10 protein-coding genes are annotated in these 15,981 nt (G+C 72.3%); 6 read left to right on the top strand and 4 right to left on the bottom strand.

What is annotated here, in order from left to right; all coding sequences use genetic code 11:
• Positions 1-365: 365 nt before the first annotated feature.
• Positions 366-908, bottom strand: coding sequence for a MarR family winged helix-turn-helix transcriptional regulator (locus ACFT9I_RS35010; RefSeq protein WP_382571209.1), 543 nt, complete (start codon positions 906-908; stop codon positions 366-368).
• Between the two features lie 160 nt (positions 909-1,068).
• On the opposite strand from ACFT9I_RS35010, the gene ACFT9I_RS35005 reads away from it, so the two are divergent.
• Positions 1,069-2,352: an MFS transporter gene (locus ACFT9I_RS35005; RefSeq protein ID WP_382571217.1), complete on the top strand. Its 1,284-nt coding sequence runs from the start codon at positions 1,069-1,071 to the stop codon at positions 2,350-2,352.
• Here the strand turns inward: ACFT9I_RS35005 and ACFT9I_RS35000 are convergent.
• The gene (locus ACFT9I_RS35000) at positions 2,349-4,112 is read right to left on the bottom strand and encodes a SpoIIE family protein phosphatase (RefSeq protein ID WP_382571208.1); all 1,764 of its coding nucleotides are present in this window, start codon (positions 4,110-4,112) and stop codon (positions 2,349-2,351) included. The genes ACFT9I_RS35005 and ACFT9I_RS35000 overlap by 4 nt on opposite strands.
• A gap of 137 nt (positions 4,113-4,249) precedes the next feature.
• Positions 4,250-5,728 carry an NAD(P)/FAD-dependent oxidoreductase gene (locus ACFT9I_RS34995; RefSeq protein WP_382571207.1) on the bottom strand — a complete coding sequence of 493 codons (1,479 nt, stop codon included), beginning with the start codon at positions 5,726-5,728 and terminating at the stop codon, positions 4,250-4,252.
• Between the two features lie 333 nt (positions 5,729-6,061).
• Between ACFT9I_RS34995 and ACFT9I_RS34990 the strand changes: the two genes are divergently transcribed.
• Entirely contained in the window at positions 6,062-6,880 is an 819-nt protein-coding gene (locus ACFT9I_RS34990; protein ID WP_382571205.1) for a TetR/AcrR family transcriptional regulator, read from the top strand.
• A 362-nt stretch (positions 6,881-7,242) separates the two neighbouring features.
• Positions 7,243-9,234, top strand: coding sequence for a sigma-70 family RNA polymerase sigma factor (locus ACFT9I_RS34985; RefSeq protein ID WP_382571203.1), 1,992 nt, complete (start codon positions 7,243-7,245; stop codon positions 9,232-9,234).
• A gap of 74 nt (positions 9,235-9,308) precedes the next feature.
• Here ACFT9I_RS34985 and ACFT9I_RS34980 read toward each other — a convergent pair whose 3' ends face one another.
• Positions 9,309-11,408: an asparagine synthase-related protein gene (locus ACFT9I_RS34980; RefSeq protein WP_382571201.1), complete on the bottom strand. Its 2,100-nt coding sequence runs from the start codon at positions 11,406-11,408 to the stop codon at positions 9,309-9,311.
• Positions 11,409-11,990: 582 nt separating this feature from the next.
• On the opposite strand from ACFT9I_RS34980, the gene ACFT9I_RS34975 reads away from it, so the two are divergent.
• The 3 genes from ACFT9I_RS34975 to trmB all read left to right on the top strand — a co-directional run bounded on the left by ACFT9I_RS34975 (position 11,991) and on the right by trmB (position 15,877).
• A complete protein-coding gene (locus ACFT9I_RS34975; protein ID WP_382571200.1) occupies positions 11,991-13,526 on the top strand; it encodes a sporulation protein in 1,536 nt (511 codons plus the stop codon).
• 165 nt (positions 13,527-13,691) lie between these two features.
• A complete protein-coding gene (gene lhgO, locus ACFT9I_RS34970) occupies positions 13,692-14,960 on the top strand; it encodes an L-2-hydroxyglutarate oxidase (RefSeq protein ID WP_382571198.1) in 1,269 nt (422 codons plus the stop codon).
• A gap of 137 nt (positions 14,961-15,097) precedes the next feature.
• Positions 15,098-15,877 carry a tRNA (guanosine(46)-N7)-methyltransferase TrmB gene (gene trmB, locus ACFT9I_RS34965; protein WP_382571215.1) on the top strand — a complete coding sequence of 260 codons (780 nt, stop codon included), beginning with the start codon at positions 15,098-15,100 and terminating at the stop codon, positions 15,875-15,877.
• The last annotated feature ends 104 nt before the right edge of the window (positions 15,878-15,981 follow it).

The raw sequence follows: 15,981 nt of genomic DNA, 5'->3' as shown, positions 1-15,981 counted from the left end.
CTCTCGGGCTTTCCTCCGGGCTTCCCTTCGGTTCCTGCTGTCCTGCGTTTCCGACTCTATCAGAACCTTTCGGCGCCTGATTCCCAGTCAGCGGGTTTGTCTTTCCGGCCCTTCGGCCGTTCCGACGTTTCAAACTCTAGCCCGTTTCCCCGCCGACTCACAAATCGAGTCCCGGTAATGGATTTCGGCATGCCGAAATTGTTCCCGGTCGGGGGCGTCCCGCAGAGTTTGTGTGCCGCATTCAAGCGGCCGGAGTGTGTCGTAGAACCGTTACGGCTCCATGACAACTCGAAGAACCTTACGGACCGACCCCGGTGGTGTCAACTTGGGCTGTTCGCCCTCCGTCAACCGCAGGTCAGCCCAGCTCAGTCCAGGTCGGTCAGGCGTCCGCCGGCATCCGGTTGGGCGTGTTCCACGCGGCGGAGGAGGCGGATCAGCAGCTCTCCCAGCACTCCGCGTTCGTCGCCCGAGAGGTCCTGGAGCAGGTCCTCCTCGAAGTTCGAGGCCATGCGCATGGCCTCCAGCCACTTCGTGCGGCCCTCGTCCGTCAGCTCGACGATCACCCGGACCCGGTTGTTCTCGTCCCGGTCGCGCGTGACCAGGCCCTCGCCCGCCATGCGGTCGACGCGGTGGGTCATCGCCGCCGGGGTGAGGCCGAGGCGCTTGGCCAGTTCTCCCGGGCCCAGGCGGTACGGGGCTCCCGCCAGGACCAGCGTCTTGAGGACCTCCCACTCGGCGTTGCTGATGCCGAGGTCGGAGACCTGTCGCCCGTACGCCACGTTCATCCGGCGGTTGAGCCGGCCGAGTGCCGAGACGACCTTCTCCACCTGGGGGTCGAGGTCGTCGAACTCTCGCTGATAGGCGGCGATCTGTTCGTCGAGGCTCGGTTCCTCGGGGGTGTCTGACATGCGGCGCAGTATGGCACGCGCATCGTTCGCGTTGAAGTCCTTCGATGTGTATTGTTGAGGCTCTAACTTTAGCTTTGAAGTCTTCAGCCTTCGGTTCTTGCAGTCTTCAGTCTTCGGCTTCTCCTTCGATCCTCCAAGGCAGGTGAGTGTGACCAGGGTGATGGGCGCCGCGATGCGCCGGATCCAGGCAGGGAACGCGCTGAGCGCGTTCGGGCTCGGGTTCACCGTCCCGTATCTCTATGTGTATGTGGCCCAGGTGCGGGACCTGGGTGCGAGTACGGCGGGGGCCGTGCTGGCCGTCTTCGCCATGGCCGCGCTCGTCGCCCTGCCCTTCACCGGTCGCGCGATCGACCGGCGCGGGCCGCTGCCCGTCGTCGTCGGTGGTGCGGTGCTGGCCGCCGTGGGGGCCGTGGGCATGGGGGTGGCGGCCACCGTGCCGACCGCCGTGCTCTCTGCGGCGCTGCTCGGCGCCGGGACCGCCGTCATGCAGCCCGCGCTCGCCACGATGATCGTCTGGTGCTCGTCGCCGTCGACCCGTACGCGGGCCTTCGCGACGCAGTTCTTCCTGCAGAATCTCGGGCTCGGCGTCGGTGGTCTGATCGGTGGGCAGCTCGTCGACGTCAGCCGGCCGGGGAGCTTCACCCTGCTGTTCGGTATCGAGGCCGCCATGTTCCTGGTGCTGGCCGCCGTCGCGGGGACGGTCCGGCTTCCCCGTACGTCCTCCGTCTCGACCGCGCTTCCCAAGGAGGCGGCACGGACCGGGGGCGGTGGGCTGCGCGCTCTGCTTGGGCACCGGGCGATGGTGCAGCTGTGTGTGCTGGGCTTCGTGCTGTTCTTCGCCTGCTACGGGCAGTTCGAGTCCGGGCTGGCCGCGTACGGCACCGAGGCCGCCGGGATCGACCCGTCGACGCTCGGGATCGCGCTGGCCGCGAACACCGCCGTGATCGTCGTCGCGCAGTTCGTCGTGCTCCGGCTGGTCGAGCGGCGCAGGCGGAGCCGGGTCATCGCCGCGGTCGGGCTGATCTGGGCGGTCGCCTGGATCATCGCGGGGTACGCGGGCCTGGGGCACGGGAGCCAGACGATGGCGACCGCCGCCTTCATCTCCACGTACGCGCTGTTCGGGCTCGGTGAGTCGATGCTGTCGCCGACCGTGGCTCCGCTGGTGGCCGACCTGGCGCCCGGCGAGATGGTCGGGCAGTACAACGCCGCTTTCGCCCTGGTCAAGCAGCTCGCGCTGGCCGTCGGGCCCGCTGTGGGCGGGCCGATGGGGGCCGCGCTGCACGGCCCGTACATCGTGACGTTCGTGCTCTTCTCGCTCGGTGTCAGCGTGCTGGCGCTGCGGCTGGGCCGGCGGCTCACGCCCGTACAGGACCAGCCGTCACTCGCGCGTACGTCGCGCGTGGTGGCCGTACACAAGCCGGAGACCGCCGTGACCGCCTCCTAATGAGGGAGCGCGAACTCGCACCAGACCGCCTTGCCGCCGCCCGGTGTGCGGCGCGAGCCCCAGGACGAGGCGATCGTCGCGACGATCGAGATGCCGCGGCCCGCCTCGTCCGCCGGTTCGGCGTGGCGGCGCAGTGGCAGATGGTCGTCCCCGTCGGTGACCTCGATGATCAGCCGACGGTCCGTACGGCGGAGTCTGAGGCGCATGGGCGGGGTGCCGTGCTGGAGGGAGTTGGCGACGAGTTCGCTGGTGGCGAGCACGCCCAGGTCTCTCAGCTCGACGGGGAAGCGCCACGAGGAGAGGACCCCCGAGGCGAACGCGCGGGCGCGCGGCGCCGCCTCGATGCCGCCGAGGAGGTCGAGCGCGGCGTTGTGGAAAAGCTCGGCCGCCTGACCGGTGCGGGCGGGGTGCTGGAGGACCAGTACCGCGACGTCGTCGTCGTGCTCGGCCGTGACGCCCATCGCGCGGATCAGCCGGTCGCAGACGACCTGGGGTGATCCCTTGGCGCCGGCCAGCGCGCGCTCCAGGGATGCCACGCCCTCGTCGATGTCCTCGCTGCGGCGCTCGACGAGACCATCCGTATAGAGGACGGCGGTGGAGCCGGGCGCGAGGTCGATCGTGCCGGACGTGTGGATCCAGCCGCCGGTGCCGAGCGGGGGTCCGGTCGGTTCGGCCGCGCGCGCGACGGTGCCGTCCTCGGCGCGGACGAGGATCGGCAGGTGGCCCGCCGACGCGTAGACGAGTCGGCCCTCGTTGGGGTCGTGGACGGCGTAGGCGCAGGTGGCGATCTGGCTGGGGTCGATCTCGGCGGCGAGTCCGTCGAGCAGTTGCAGTACTTCGTGCGGGGGCAGGTCGAGGCGGGCGTACGCGCGGACGGCGGTGCGCAGCTGGCCCATCACGGCCGCCGCGCGGACGCCGCGGCCCATGACGTCGCCGATGACCAGGGCCGTACGGCCGGCGCCGAGGGTGATCACGTCGTACCAGTCGCCGCCGACCGCCGCGTCCGTGCCGCCCGGCTGGTAGGTGGCGGCGACGCGAAGGTCGTCGGGCTGTTCCAGCTCCTGAGGGAGGAGCGAGCGCTGGAGGGCGACGGCGGTCTCGCGGAGTCTGCGCTCGCTCGCGCGCAGGCGCTCGGCGGCCTCGGCGTGGTCGGTGACGTCGGCGGCGAAGATGAGAACGCCGCCGGATCCACTGATGTCGACGGGGGTGCAGGTCACCGTGTACGAGCCGTCGCGTGTCACGGTGGCGGAGCCGTTGGCCAGGGCGTGGGCCGTGCCGAACGTGGCCGACTGGACCTTGCGGGACTTGACCGTACGGGGCTTTCCGCTGCGCAGCACTTGGTCCATCAGGGGCATCAGGCCCAGCTCGACCAGCTCGGGGCAGCTCTCGGCCGCGGCCGTGCCCGGCTCGCGTGGTCCGAAGGCGTCGGTGTAGGCGTCGTTGACGTACGCGACGCGGTGGTCCTGGCCGTACACCAGCGCGACGAGGGCGGGGAGGCCGTCGAGGACGTCGCGGACGCCCAGCTCTTCGAGCGCTGGGATCCCCGTCGGGCTGCCGTCTTTTCCGGTCCCGCCGTCTCTTGCCCGTCTTCCGTCCCCGCCGTCTCTTCCGCCCTTGCGTTCGCCGTGTCGTTCGAATTCACCACGGGCGGCGGGCACGGAACTGGCGGAACCCGGCGAGTGCGCCTCTCCGGCGTCCGTCCGCGCGGCGGTGCGGCGCTGTGTACCGGGGAGCCGGGCGCTCCAACGCGTGAAATTCACGGATTTTCAGGCCTCATGGTGTCGTTGCTGTTCGCCTTGGCGGGCTGTCGGGTCGCTCTCTGCGGAATCACTCTGTGCAGATGTGAACCCACCTATGGTCACACGTTCAGGGTCGCCGACCGCACTGACATGGGACGTCAGACGTCTCTGGGGCGTTCCCTTCCGGCGGCGAGTTCGAATTCGGCGCGTGGGTGCTCCAGAGAGCCGAGGGAGACGATCTCCCGTTTGAAGAGCCCGGAAAGGGTCCATTCGGCCAGTACTCGCGCCTTGCGGTTGAAGGTCGGGACGCGGCTGAGGTGGTACATACGGTGCATCAGCCAGGCCGGGTAGCCCTTGAGTTTACGGCCGTACACCTGCGCGACGCCCTTGTGGAGACCGAGCGACGCGACGGAGCCGGCGTACCGGTGACGGTAGTCCCGGAGTGTTTCGCCTCGTAGCGAGGCGACGATGTTGTCGGCGAGTACCCGGGCCTGGCGGACGGCGTGTTGCGCGTTGGGGGCGCATTCGGCGCCGGGTTCGTCCGCCGCCAGGTCGGGGACGGCGGCGGCGTCGCCGGCCGACCAGGCGTGTTCGGCGCCGTCGACGGTGAGTTTGGCCGTACAGCTGAGCCGGCCGCGCTTGTCGAGGGGGAGATCGGTGGCGGCGAGGATCGGGTGGGGTTTGACGCCCGCCGTCCAGACGACGGTGCGGGTGGGGAAGCGGGTGCCGTCACTCAGGACGGCCACCCGGTTCTCGCAGGAGTCGAGCCGGGTTTCGAGACGTACGTCTATGTTGCGGGCGCGCAGTTCGCGGACCGCGTACTTGCCCATGTCGTGGCCGACCTCGGGGAGGATGTGGTCGGAGGCCTCGACGAGGATCCACTTCAGGTCGTCGGCCTTGACGTTGTGGTAGTAGCGGGTGGCGTAGCGGGCCATGTCGGCCAGCTCGGCGAGGGCTTCGACGCCCGCGTAGCCGCCGCCGACGAAGACGTAGGTGAGTGCGGCGTCGCGCAGTTCCGGGTCGCGGGTGGAGGAGGCGATGTCCATCTGTTCCAGGACGTGGTTGCGCAGGGCGATGGCTTCCTCGACGGTCTTGAAGCCGATGCCGTGTTCGGCGAGGCCGGGGACCGGGAGGGTGCGGGAGATCGAGCCGGGGGCGAGGACGAGTTCGTCGTACGTCATCTCGAAGGAGCCGGGGGTCTCGCGCGCGTCGGCCGCCGCGTTGTCGACGTGCGGACGGTCGGAGCTGCCAGGGCCGTCGGTGCCGTCTGAGCCGTCTGCGGCCGCTCGGGTCGCTGCCTCTTCCTCGGACGCAAGGGTGGTGAGCGTCGCGACGCGCTTGGCGTGGTCGATGGATCTGGCCTCACCGACGATGATCGTGCAGTCCGGCAGGACACGGCGCAGCGGCACCACGACATGGCGCGGTGAGATCGAACCGGCGGCGGCCTCGGGCAGGAACGGCTGGTAGGTCATGTACGCGTTGGGCGACACGACCACGACCTCCGCCTCGCCGCGCTTGAGCTTCTGCTGGAGCCGGAGCGCGGTGTACATCCCGACGTAGCCGCCGCCGATGACGAGAACGCGTGCGCGGGGCGGTGGTGCGGGGGTCGTCCCCCGGGAGATCTCTGCCTTCACCACCCCATGAGGCAACGGGCTCCGGGGTTTGTCCACAGCCCCGGCAAATTGTGTGACCGGAGCCCTTCGACGGCCCGACGTGCGCAAATCCCCCTGTGGCAGGGAAGGTTCGCAGGTCAGAGGGTACGGGCCGGAGGGAAGGAGAGTGTCGAATCAGGCATCTTCCGGTCCTTGCTCCGATCGGGGGGCGCACTGTGCGGAACCACCCCCTTCTGAATTCCCCGGGGCTCAACTATGTTCGTACTTCGTCGGGGGGTCGACCGTGACTGGGTCGACGGCCCCGGCTGTCAGGCGGGGAGGTCTCCGGGGGGAGACGTCATTACCGGGGGAACGCTTATGCACATTCAGGATTCTCATTGGCAGGCCGTCGTTTCCATGGACGGCAACGGACGCGCGAGCGCGGGCGGGATCGGCCGTGCCGCACCGCTGCGGGTGGACGCACAGCGCAATCTCGAGCACGTCCTGCGGGCGGCTCGTGAGGTGTTCGGCGAGCTGGGTTACGGGGCGCCGATGGAGGACGTGGCGCGTCGGGCCCGGGTCGGGGTCGGCACGGTGTACCGACGGTTTCCCAGCAAGGACGTGCTGGTCCGCCGGATAGCCGAGGAGGAGACCTCCCGGCTGACGGAGCAGGCGCGGGCGGCTCTGGGGCAGGAGGACGAGCCGTGGTCCGCGCTCGCCCGCTTCCTGCGGACGTCGGTGGCTTCCGGCGCGGGCAGGCTGCTGCCGCCGCAGGTGCTGAGGGTCGGGGTGGACGTCGACGAGTCGACGGTCGTCCCGGAGGCGTCGGACGAGGCACGGGTGCCGCAGCAGCGGCAGTCCGGGCACCCGGATCTGCGGGTGGTCGGTTCCGGTGAGCATGCCGGGCAGCAGCCTTCGGGGTCCCTGGGGTCGGCGGAGGCCGACGGCACCGCGGGATCTCTGGGCGGCGACCTGGTGGACCCGGCTTCGGGCACGGTCGAACTGCTCGATGTCGTGGGGCAGTTGGTCGAGCGCGCGCGGTCGGCCGGCGAGCTTCGGCCGGGTGTGACGGTGGCCGATGTGCTGCTGGTGATAGCCACGGCGGCGCCCGCGCTGCCGGACGCGGCGCAGCAGGCGGCGGCTTCGGCGCGGCTGCTGGACATCCTGCTCGAAGGGCTTCGCTCCCGCGCGGCGTGAGGCGGCAGCGGCTTGAGGGTCGGCGTGCGAGGTCTCTGTCTCGCGCGTCAGGCGTCAACTTGAGGCTGTGGTGCGGCCGTCGGACGGTAGTTCGTCCGTCGGCCGTGCCGCCCCTGCCGTGAGCTGTCCTTCGTGGGTGCCCGTCCAGGGCGTCTCCGGGCCTGTCCGGTACGGAACATCCTGGTGAACGGCGTTTGCGCCGCACCCGATCGAGTTCTTCGCGTACGGCCCCGGGCCGGTGCCCCGTTCCGGTGCTAAATCACGTACGAGTGGTCGCTGTCAACAGGGGTTTGGCGGTGGCGGGCGCTGTGGCACGCTGGCCAGGTGTTTCGGGTCTGCAGGACGCTACGGGGGCTTCCGCGATGAGCGGTGACGGACGGGACGAGCCACTGGGTGGCGGCGGCGCGGGCGGTACGGAGACGGGGGGACCGCCTTCCGGGCAGGTGCCGAACCAGGGTGGGCCAGGAGGTTCCTCCGGGGCTGCCGGTCCCATCGGGCCGGTGACGCCCGCGACTCCTGCCGCTCCCGCTCCTTCCCAGGGCGAGGCGGATCCGAGTGTGCCGCCGCAGCGCGAGGGCGGTGGCGGTGGCGTTCCGGTCGAGGGCGACGCGCTCGTCGAGGGGCCCGCCGCCGATCTGCCGCCGTCGGACGCCGAGTTGATCCAGCGCATGCGGGACGGCGACGACGGCGCGTACGAGGAGTTGTACCGGCGGCACTCGGCGGCCGTACTGCGCTATGCGCGCACGTGCTGCCGGGACGCCCACACCGCCGACGATCTGACGGCAGAGGTGTTCGCGCGCACGCTTCAGGCGGTGCGCGGGGGTGCCGGGCCGGAGCAGGCGGTGCGCGCGTATCTGCTCACGACCGTACGGCGCGTCGCCGCCGCGTGGACGAAGACCGCCAAGCGCGAGCAACTGGTCGAGGACTTCGCGGTGTTCGCCGCGGAATCCGCCCGCTCGGCCGAGGTGTCGGACGACGAGACCCTCGACCTGGGCGCCGATGTGCGCGCCATGCACGAGGCCGAACGGTCGCTCGCCATGCAGGCGTTCCGCAGTCTGCCCGAGCGCTGGCAGGCCGTGCTCTGGCACACCACCGTCGAGGAGGAGTCGCCGAGCGCGGTCGCGCCGCTGTTCGGGCTGACGGCCAACGCCACGGCCGTGCTGGCCAGTCGGGCGCGCGAAGGTCTCAAGCAGGCGTATCTCCAAGCGCATGTGAACACGGCGGTCGCCTCGGCCGGGGACTGCGCGCAGTACGCCGACCGGCTGGGGGCGTACGCGCGCGGCGGTCTGCGGATCCGGGCCGAACGCGGGCTGCGCAAGCACTTGGACGAGTGCGCGAAGTGCCGCCTCGTGGCGGGCGAGTTGGCACACGTCAACGCCGGGATTCCGGCGGTGCTGCCGCTCGCGGTCATCGGGTGGTTCGCGGCCGGGTACTCGCTCAAGGCCGCCGGTGTCGTCGCCGGCGGGGCGGCGGGCGCGGCCGGAGCGGGTGCGGCGGCTGCCGCGGCCGGTGGTGGTGCGTCGGGGTCGGCGGGAGCCGGCGCGGCGGGCGGTGCGGCGGCCGAAGGGCTGGGCGCGCCGATGAAGGCGGGGATCGCGGCGGTGGTCGCGCTCGCCGCGGCGGCCGGGCTGGTGTGGGCGCTGACCGGGGACGAGGTCCCCGACAAGCCGAAGGCGAAGCCGCCCGTCGTACAGCCGGTGACGCCGGAAGAGGCGCCGCCACCACCGAAGTTGAAGCCGCCGGCCGCGCCCGGACCGGCGCCCCGGCCGACCCCGGCGGTGGAGAGGCCCGCACCGGAACCGAAGCCGAGCCCCACGCCGACGAAGGCGAAGCCGACACCGCCGAAGCCCAGGCCCAAGCCCCCGGCGCCGCCCGCCGCCCGACCGAAGCCGCCCGCTCCGGCGCCGCCGCCTCCCGCGCCGGAGGTGTATCAGGTGAACCAGCTCAAGTACGACGTGACGGGCGACGGGTCCGGGCCCCAGGTGCGGATCGGGGAGAGCAGTTGGCTCTGGCAGCGCCCCGGCATGTCGATCGGCGGCACGCGGTACGGGCACGGGGCGTCCATGCACGCGCGGGGTTCGGTGACCATCGAGCTGAACCGCCGGTGCGCCACCTACCAGGCGCTGGTGGGCGTCGACGACATGACGCTCGGGCTCGGCGCGCTGCGCTTCTCCGTGTACGGCGACGGCGGCCGGCTCTGGCGGTCCCCGGTGGTGCGCGGCGGCGACGCGGCGGTGCCGGTGAGCGTGGGGATCGGGGGCCAGGAGACCATCCGCCTGGTGGTCGAGCCGCACACGCCGTTCGACTCGGTGGCGGTGGCGGACTGGGCGCAGTCCAGGATCAGTTGCCGCTGAGGGACCGTCCCCGGTCCGTTGAGCCGGTCCGTCGTCCCCGGTCCGTCGTCCCCGGTCCGTCGTCCCCGAAACGGCTACGGACGCAGCGTCGGGCGGGACGGCATCACGCCGCCCGCCACGGCGCGTTGGCGGGGCGCCGCCGAGCCCGTCCAGCAGGTGCCGCGGCGGGAGAGCAGGCGCCTGAGCCACAGTTCCGTGGAGACCAGGTCGGCGATGCCGTCCAGCGGGATCGGCTCGCCCTCGGCCGCCTTGCGCAGTGCCTTGCGCACCACGCGCGCCTCGATGAGGCCCGCGTCGGCCAGCAGCGGCGCGTCGAACAGGGCCATCAGGTCGTTGACGGCCGCCCGCATTCCGGTGCGGGTCGCGGCGGCCTCCGTCGCGTGCGTCGTGGCGCCCCAGCCCGGCGGCAGGTCGTGGATGCCCGTCCCCGCGAGGACGGTGCGCAGGATGTCGGAGCGGGCGCCGGGCTGGACACGTAGCGATTCGGGCAGTGCCCGGCAGGCGCGTACCACCTGGTTGTCGAAGAACGGCGCGTGAAGCCGCTGGCTGCGGATCTCAGCGGCCTGCTCGAAGATCCGGTGGTCGGCGGCGTGCCGGGCGAGCGCGGCCCGTGCGCGGGCCTCTCCGGGCCGCTGGACGGATGTGGGGCGGATCGCCGCCGCCGTCAGGCGAACCGATACTTCAGCGAGAGCCTCCCCCGTGAGCCAGCGCGCCGCCGGTCCGGGACGCGACCAGGTGAGCGCGGCGAGGGAGGCGCCCAACGGCCCGTCGGCGGCGGGGGCGTCGCGGTCGCGGTGTGCGCCGGGGAGCTGGGCGGCGGCCTGTTCGAGGCCGGTGCGGTACGGCGTACGGGCGAGGCGGCGGGCCGCGCGGTAGACGGTCAGCGGCACGAACAGCGAGCCCGCCGAGGGCCGTTGGGCCTTGGCGAGCGCGGTGGTCGGCCGCAGCAGATCGCGGCGGCGCCGGTCGATCAGCAGGTCGGCCAGGCGCGCCGGGTGGGCGTCCAGCACCTCGCGGGCCCCGGCCCCGGTGAAGTGGTCGGCGCTGCCCGCGGCGAGCCGGCGGCGGTGGCGTTCGGCGGTGACGAGGGACGGGCCGGGCTCGTCGGTGAGCGGGCCTTCCAACTCGGCGTACGGCAGGGCCTCTTCGCCCGCCGCGACGACCACGTGGTGCAGCCGGGGGTTGGAGGCCATGGCGCGGGCCCGTTCCAGCTCGGCCTCGCGCCCGCCGGTGACCAGGTCGTTGAAGGTGACGGCGAGGAGCCGTTCGCCGGCGCCGGTGCCATGGCCGAGGACGGTGCCGGGCGCGCCCGGCAGTCCGGCGGCGAGCAGCGCGAGCGTGCCGGACGCGCTGCCGCCCGACAGGTCGGCGCCGATGCCGGGGACGGGTCCGCCGCGCGCGGCGCGCCGGTCGGCGGGGCCCATGCCGGGCACGGGCCCGGGGTCGGGCCGCGCGGTCTCGGGGGCGTGGCGCGGCGCCAGGAGTCTGGCCCGTACGGCTTCGACGAGGGCGTCCCTGACTCCCTCGACGGCCCGTTCGGGGTCGACCTGGGGCGCGGCGACGGCGAGTGAGGCGACCTGTTCGTACCCGGTGATCTCGCGGGAGCCCTCGCGCAGGACGAGGGCGTGGCCGGGCGGGACGCGTTTGACGCCCGCGTACGGGGTGGAGTCGCGCAGCGCTTCGGGGGTCTCGGGGCAGGCGAGCAGCGCGGCCAGGTGCCCGATGTCCAGCTGTGCCTCGATGAGGTCGGCGAGCGGGAGGGCGGCGGTGGCGTAGGCCGTGCCGTTCGCCCAGGGGGTGTGGAAGACGGGTCTGGCGCCCGCCAGATCGCCCGCGACGGTGATCCGGCGGCCGATCTGCGCGACCGCCGTGTAGCTGCCCGGCCAGGCGGTGAGATGGCGCAGGGCGCCGCCGCGCGCGGCGAACAGGCCCAGCTTCAGCTGTTCGTCGGTGGCTCCGCAGCAGCCGAACACGGCGAGCCGGGTGAAGGCGTCGACGCTGACGACACGTACTTCGTCGTCGCGCCAGTCGCCCACGGCCCACAGCGGATCCGGGTCGCCCCACAGGAGTTGGGATCCGACGGGGTGGACCGACCGGCCCTCGGACTGATCGCCCACGGCTCCCGCCGTGCCGAAGCTCGCGGCGATACTGCTCCACCCCACCAACCAGCGCATCGCCGCCTCCACAGCCTGTGGATCAAGAGTCGTACCCGTTGTCATCGGTCGTTCATGAACATGCTGCCACGACAACGGCACACAGGAGGGGACCCGGCGAGGGAGCGCGAAATGCGAATGCGCCCCTGGCAAAGGACAATTGGGGCGGTGAGGGGCTCAGGTCGGACAGGCAGCATTCAGCCAATCTCCGAGCCTGATCGGCCGACAGAACGTCGGCGAACGTACAGTCCGGGAGGCGCCTTCGCCTCCCGGACCGATCCGCCACCCGCGGGGAAATGAGGCGGCGGTGTCCCCCAGCCCACTGGTTCCAGTACGCAGTGGGCCGACCCACGCAGCACTCATGGAAGCGCTCACGGCCTCTTTTGGCCAAGAGCGCACGGCCGGGCGCACGGCCACACACCCGGAGCACGTTCGAGTCGGGGCGAGTTTTGCGCGTACTCGCGTACGGACAACAATCCCGCCATCCGGACCTCCGCCCCTTAACGGTGGGGATGCGGCGAACTACGCTGGGTTTACGAATGCCACGGGGTTCCTCACAAGAGGAGTCGGCGGGGCGGCCGTCTGTGTGTCGAGGGGTGGCGCATGTCCAGGGAGCTACGCGGGCCGAACGAGAAGCTCGGCACCGTTCTCGCCCTCGCGGGAATCAGCAACGCCGGTCTCGCCCGGCGGGTCAACGACCTCGGGTCGCAGCGCGGTCTGACGCTTCGATACGACAAAACGTCGGTGGCGCGGTGGGTTTCGAAGGGGATGGTTCCGCAGGGTGCGGCGCCCCATCTGATCGCCGCGGCCATCGGCGCCAAGCTGGGCCGTCCCGTACCACTGCACGAAATCGGCCTGGCCGACGCCGATCCGGCGCCTGAGGTGGGTCTCGCCTTCCCTCGCGACGTGGGTGAGGCGGTGCGGTCGGCGACCGATCTGTACCGGCTGGACCTGGCGGGCCGGCGGGCGGGCAGCGGCGGCATCTGGCAGTCGCTGGCCGGTTCCTTCGCGGTCAGCGCCTATGCCACGCCCGCCTCACGGTGGCTGATATCGCCCGCCGACTCGTCCGTCGCGCGGGACGCGGCGATGGCCGAGGCGGCACGGAGAGCGCACGCGGCGCACGGCGGACCCGGGTTGACCGGTCCGCCCGCGTCGCCCCTCCCACCCGGCACCGCGGCCCCCACGGGCCCTCCGGGGGCCGACGGCGGCGAGGTCTCGCCGCTGCGCGTGGGCCACAGCGATGTCGCCAAGCTCCGCGAGGCGGCGGCCGACGCCCGGCGCTGGGACTCCAAGTACGGCGGCGGGGACTGGCGTTCGTCGATGGTGCCCGAGTGTCTGCGGGTCGACGCGGCGCCGCTGCTGCTCGCCGCGTACAGCGACGAGGTCGGCCGCGGACTCTTCGGCGCGACCGCCGAACTGACCAGGCTCGCCGGGTGGATGGCCTTCGACACCGGTCAGCAGGAGGCCGCGCAGCGCTACTACATCCAGGCGCTGCGCCTGGCCCGCGCGGCGGCCGACGTGCCGCTCGGCGGCTATGTCCTGGCCTCGATGTCCCTCCAGGCGACCTACCGGGGCTTCGCCGACGAGGGCGTCGACCTGGCCCAGGCCGCGCTCGAACGCAACAGGGGCCTCGCGACGGCGCGCACGATGAGCTTCTTCCGGCTGGTGGAGGCGCGCGCGCACGCGAAGGCGGGCGACGCGGCGGCGGCCGGAGCGGCGCTGAAGGCGGCCGAGGGTTGGCTGGAGCGTTCGCGGGCGGGCGACGCGGATCCCAGCTGGCTGGGCTTCTACTCGTACGACCGTTTCGCCGCCGACGCCGCCGAGTGCTACCGCGATCTGAAGGCGCCTCGGCAGATGCGGCGCTTCACGGAGCAGGCGCTGTCGCGGCCGACCGAGGAGTTCGCGCGGTCGCACGGGTTGCGCCTGGTGGTGAGCGCGGTCGCCGAGCTGGAGTCCGGGAATCTGGACGCGGCGTGCGCGGCGGGGACCCGTGCCGTGGAGGTGGCCGGGCGGATCTCGTCGGCGCGCACCACGGAGTACGTACGGGACCTGCTGCACCGCCTTGAGCCGTACGGCGACGAGCCACGGGTCGCGGAGCTGCGGGAGCGGGCACGCCCGCTGCTGGTGGCGCCGGCGTAAGTCGTACGGGCCGGTGGGGCCCTACACGCCGGTGGCCGTATGCGCCGGTGGTGGGACCGCCGCCGTAATGCTTGGTGAACGATGCGGGACACGCGTGGTACCTCGGTGGTTTAAGGGCATTGTCAGTGGGCCAGTGCACTATCGGGGTGGGAGGTTGCGCGGGTGATGAAAGACGGCTCGGGTCGCGTGAGCGGCCGTGGCTACGGGCAGGGCTACCGGCACGGCTACGACTGCGACGTGCTGGTGATCGGCGGCGGCATCGTCGGTCTGTCGACGGCCTACGCCCTCACCCGGGCCGCGCCCGGCACCCGTGTGACGGTCCTGGAGAAGGAACCGGGCCCGGCGCGGCACCAGACGGGCCACAACAGCGGAGTCATCCACAGCGGTGTGTACTACCGCCCCGGCTCCCTCAAGGCGCGTTACGCGATCAAGGGCGCCGCCGAGATGGTCAAGTTCTGCGCGGAGTACGGCATCGCGCACGAGGTCACCGGCAAGCTGATCGTCGCCACCGGCCGCGACGAGCTGCCCCGGCTGCACGCCCTGGTCCAGCGCGGCAGGGAGAACGGCATCCCGGTGCGGGAGCTGGGCCCGGCGCAGATCATGGAGTACGAGCCGGAGGTGCGCGGTCTGGCCGCGATCCACGTCGGCACGACCGGGGTGTGCGACTTCGGGGCCGTCGCGGCGCGGCTCGCCGACTCGGCCGAGGCGTCGGGCGCGTCCGTGCGGTACGGCGCCGAGGTCACCGTCATCGACCGGCGGGCCTGGGGTGTCGCGGTGCGTACGTCCTCCGGAGAGGTGGTCAGGGCCCGCGCCCTCGTCAACTGCGCGGGGCTTCAGTGCGACCGGGTGGCACGGCTGACGGGCGACGACCCGGGCATGCGGATCGTCCCGTTCCGCGGCGAGTACTTCGAACTGGCCAGGCCCGGTCTGGTCCGCGGACTTGTCTATCCGGTGCCGGATCCGGCCTTTCCGTTCCTGGGGGTGCATCTGACGCGCGGCGTCGACGGCGGCGTGCATGTCGGCCCCAACGCGGTGCCCGCACTGGCCAGGGAGGGCTACTCCTGGTCCGCCGTGCGCCCCCGTGAGCTGGCGGGCACACTCGGCTGGCCCGGCTCCTGGCGGATAGCGCGCAGACACTGGCGTTACGGCGCGGGCGAGCTGCGCCGCTCGCTGTCCAAGCGCGCCTTCGCCACCGCCGTACGCCGGCTGCTGCCCGCCGTGACGGACGCGGACCTGCGCCCCGCGACGGCCGGGGTGCGCGCCCAGGCGGTGCTGCGGGACGGCACGCTGGCCGACGACTTCCTGATCCAGGAGTCCCCGCGCACGGTGCACGTGCTCAACGCCCCGTCGCCGGCGGCGACGGCCGCGCTCCCGATCGGCCGCGAGGTGGCGAGGCGGGCGCTGACGATGCTGAAGGACGCCGACGGGGTCTAGGTCCGTAGAATCGGTCAGGATCCTGTCCGCTTCGACGTGCCCGAGAAGACGTGTCCGAGACCCAGATGAACGTGAACAGCGACCGTGACCGCGATGGTGACGGGGCGCGCGCCGACGACGCCCACCCCTGGTCCCGGATGTTCCCCGAGGGCTCGGGACCGGCCGCCGACCCCGCCGGATCGCACTTCGAGCGCCGTATCCGCAGCTTCCAGCCGCGCCGCAGCCGGGTGACGACCGGCCAGGCCGATGTCCTGCGGCGGCTGTGGCCGTCCTGGGGCCTGGACATCGACGGACAGCGGGTGCTCGATCTCGACGCGCTCCTCGGCGGGCTGCCGGTCGTCCTGGAGATCGGCTTCGGCATGGGCGAGGCGACCGCGCGGATGGCCGCCGACGACCCGGGCACCGGGATTCTCGCCGCCGACGTCCACACGCCGGGGCAGGGCAATCTGCTGCGTCTCGCCGAGCGGAACGGGCTGTCCAACATCCGGGTGGCCAACGGCGACGCGATCATCCTGCTCCGGGAGATGCTGGCGCCCGGTTCGCTGGCCGGGATACGTGTCTACTTCCCCGACCCGTGGCCCAAGACGCGCCACCACAAACGGCGGCTGATCCAGCCCGAGTTCCTCGACCTGGCCGCGCCCCGGCTGAGGCCCGGTGCCGTACTGCACTGCGCGACCGACTGGGAACCGTACGCCGAGCAGATGCTCGACGTGCTGACCGCGCACCCCGCCTTCGAGAACACCGCCCCGGACGACGGTTACGCGCCGCGGCCCGACTTCCGGCCGCTCACGCGGTTCGAGGGCCAGGGCCTCGACAAGGGGCATGCCGTACGCGACCTGGTCTTCCGACGCGTCGCGGAGGACGTCGCGGACGGCGTCGCGGAGGACGGCGTTCCGGACGGCGTTCCGGCCGAGTAGGACGTCGGCCGGGACCGAACGGGCGCCGTCGCGGGATGTCGGTGGCGCTCGTTAGGGTCAGAAGGTGTCCGAACCGTCCCGACCACCGCCGCACGCCCCTCCGC

Source organism: Streptomyces sp. NPDC057137, from assembly GCF_042670825.1.
Classification (GTDB): domain Bacteria; phylum Actinomycetota; class Actinomycetes; order Streptomycetales; family Streptomycetaceae; genus Streptomyces.
The sequence above is the reverse complement of the archived record's forward strand: the minus strand, read 5'-3'. Positions and strand labels throughout refer to the sequence as shown.

What these genes read in the sequence shown, in the direction of transcription:
- trmB (WP_382571215.1), top strand. Translation starts at nt 15,098, where the DNA reads ATGTTCCCCGAGGGCTCGGGACCGGCCGCCGACCCCGCCGGATCGCAC.
- ACFT9I_RS34990 (WP_382571205.1), top strand. Translation starts at nt 6,062, where the DNA reads ATGCACATTCAGGATTCTCATTGGCAGGCCGTCGTTTCCATGGACGGC.
- ACFT9I_RS34980 (WP_382571201.1), bottom strand. Translation starts at nt 11,408, where the DNA reads ATGCGCTGGTTGGTGGGGTGGAGCAGTATCGCCGCGAGCTTCGGCACG.
- ACFT9I_RS34975 (WP_382571200.1), top strand. Translation starts at nt 11,991, where the DNA reads ATGTCCAGGGAGCTACGCGGGCCGAACGAGAAGCTCGGCACCGTTCTC.
- ACFT9I_RS35005 (WP_382571217.1), top strand. Translation starts at nt 1,069, where the DNA reads ATGGGCGCCGCGATGCGCCGGATCCAGGCAGGGAACGCGCTGAGCGCG.
- ACFT9I_RS35010 (WP_382571209.1), bottom strand. Translation starts at nt 908, where the DNA reads ATGTCAGACACCCCCGAGGAACCGAGCCTCGACGAACAGATCGCCGCC.
- ACFT9I_RS34985 (WP_382571203.1), top strand. Translation starts at nt 7,243, where the DNA reads ATGAGCGGTGACGGACGGGACGAGCCACTGGGTGGCGGCGGCGCGGGC.
- lhgO (WP_382571198.1), top strand. Translation starts at nt 13,692, where the DNA reads ATGAAAGACGGCTCGGGTCGCGTGAGCGGCCGTGGCTACGGGCAGGGC.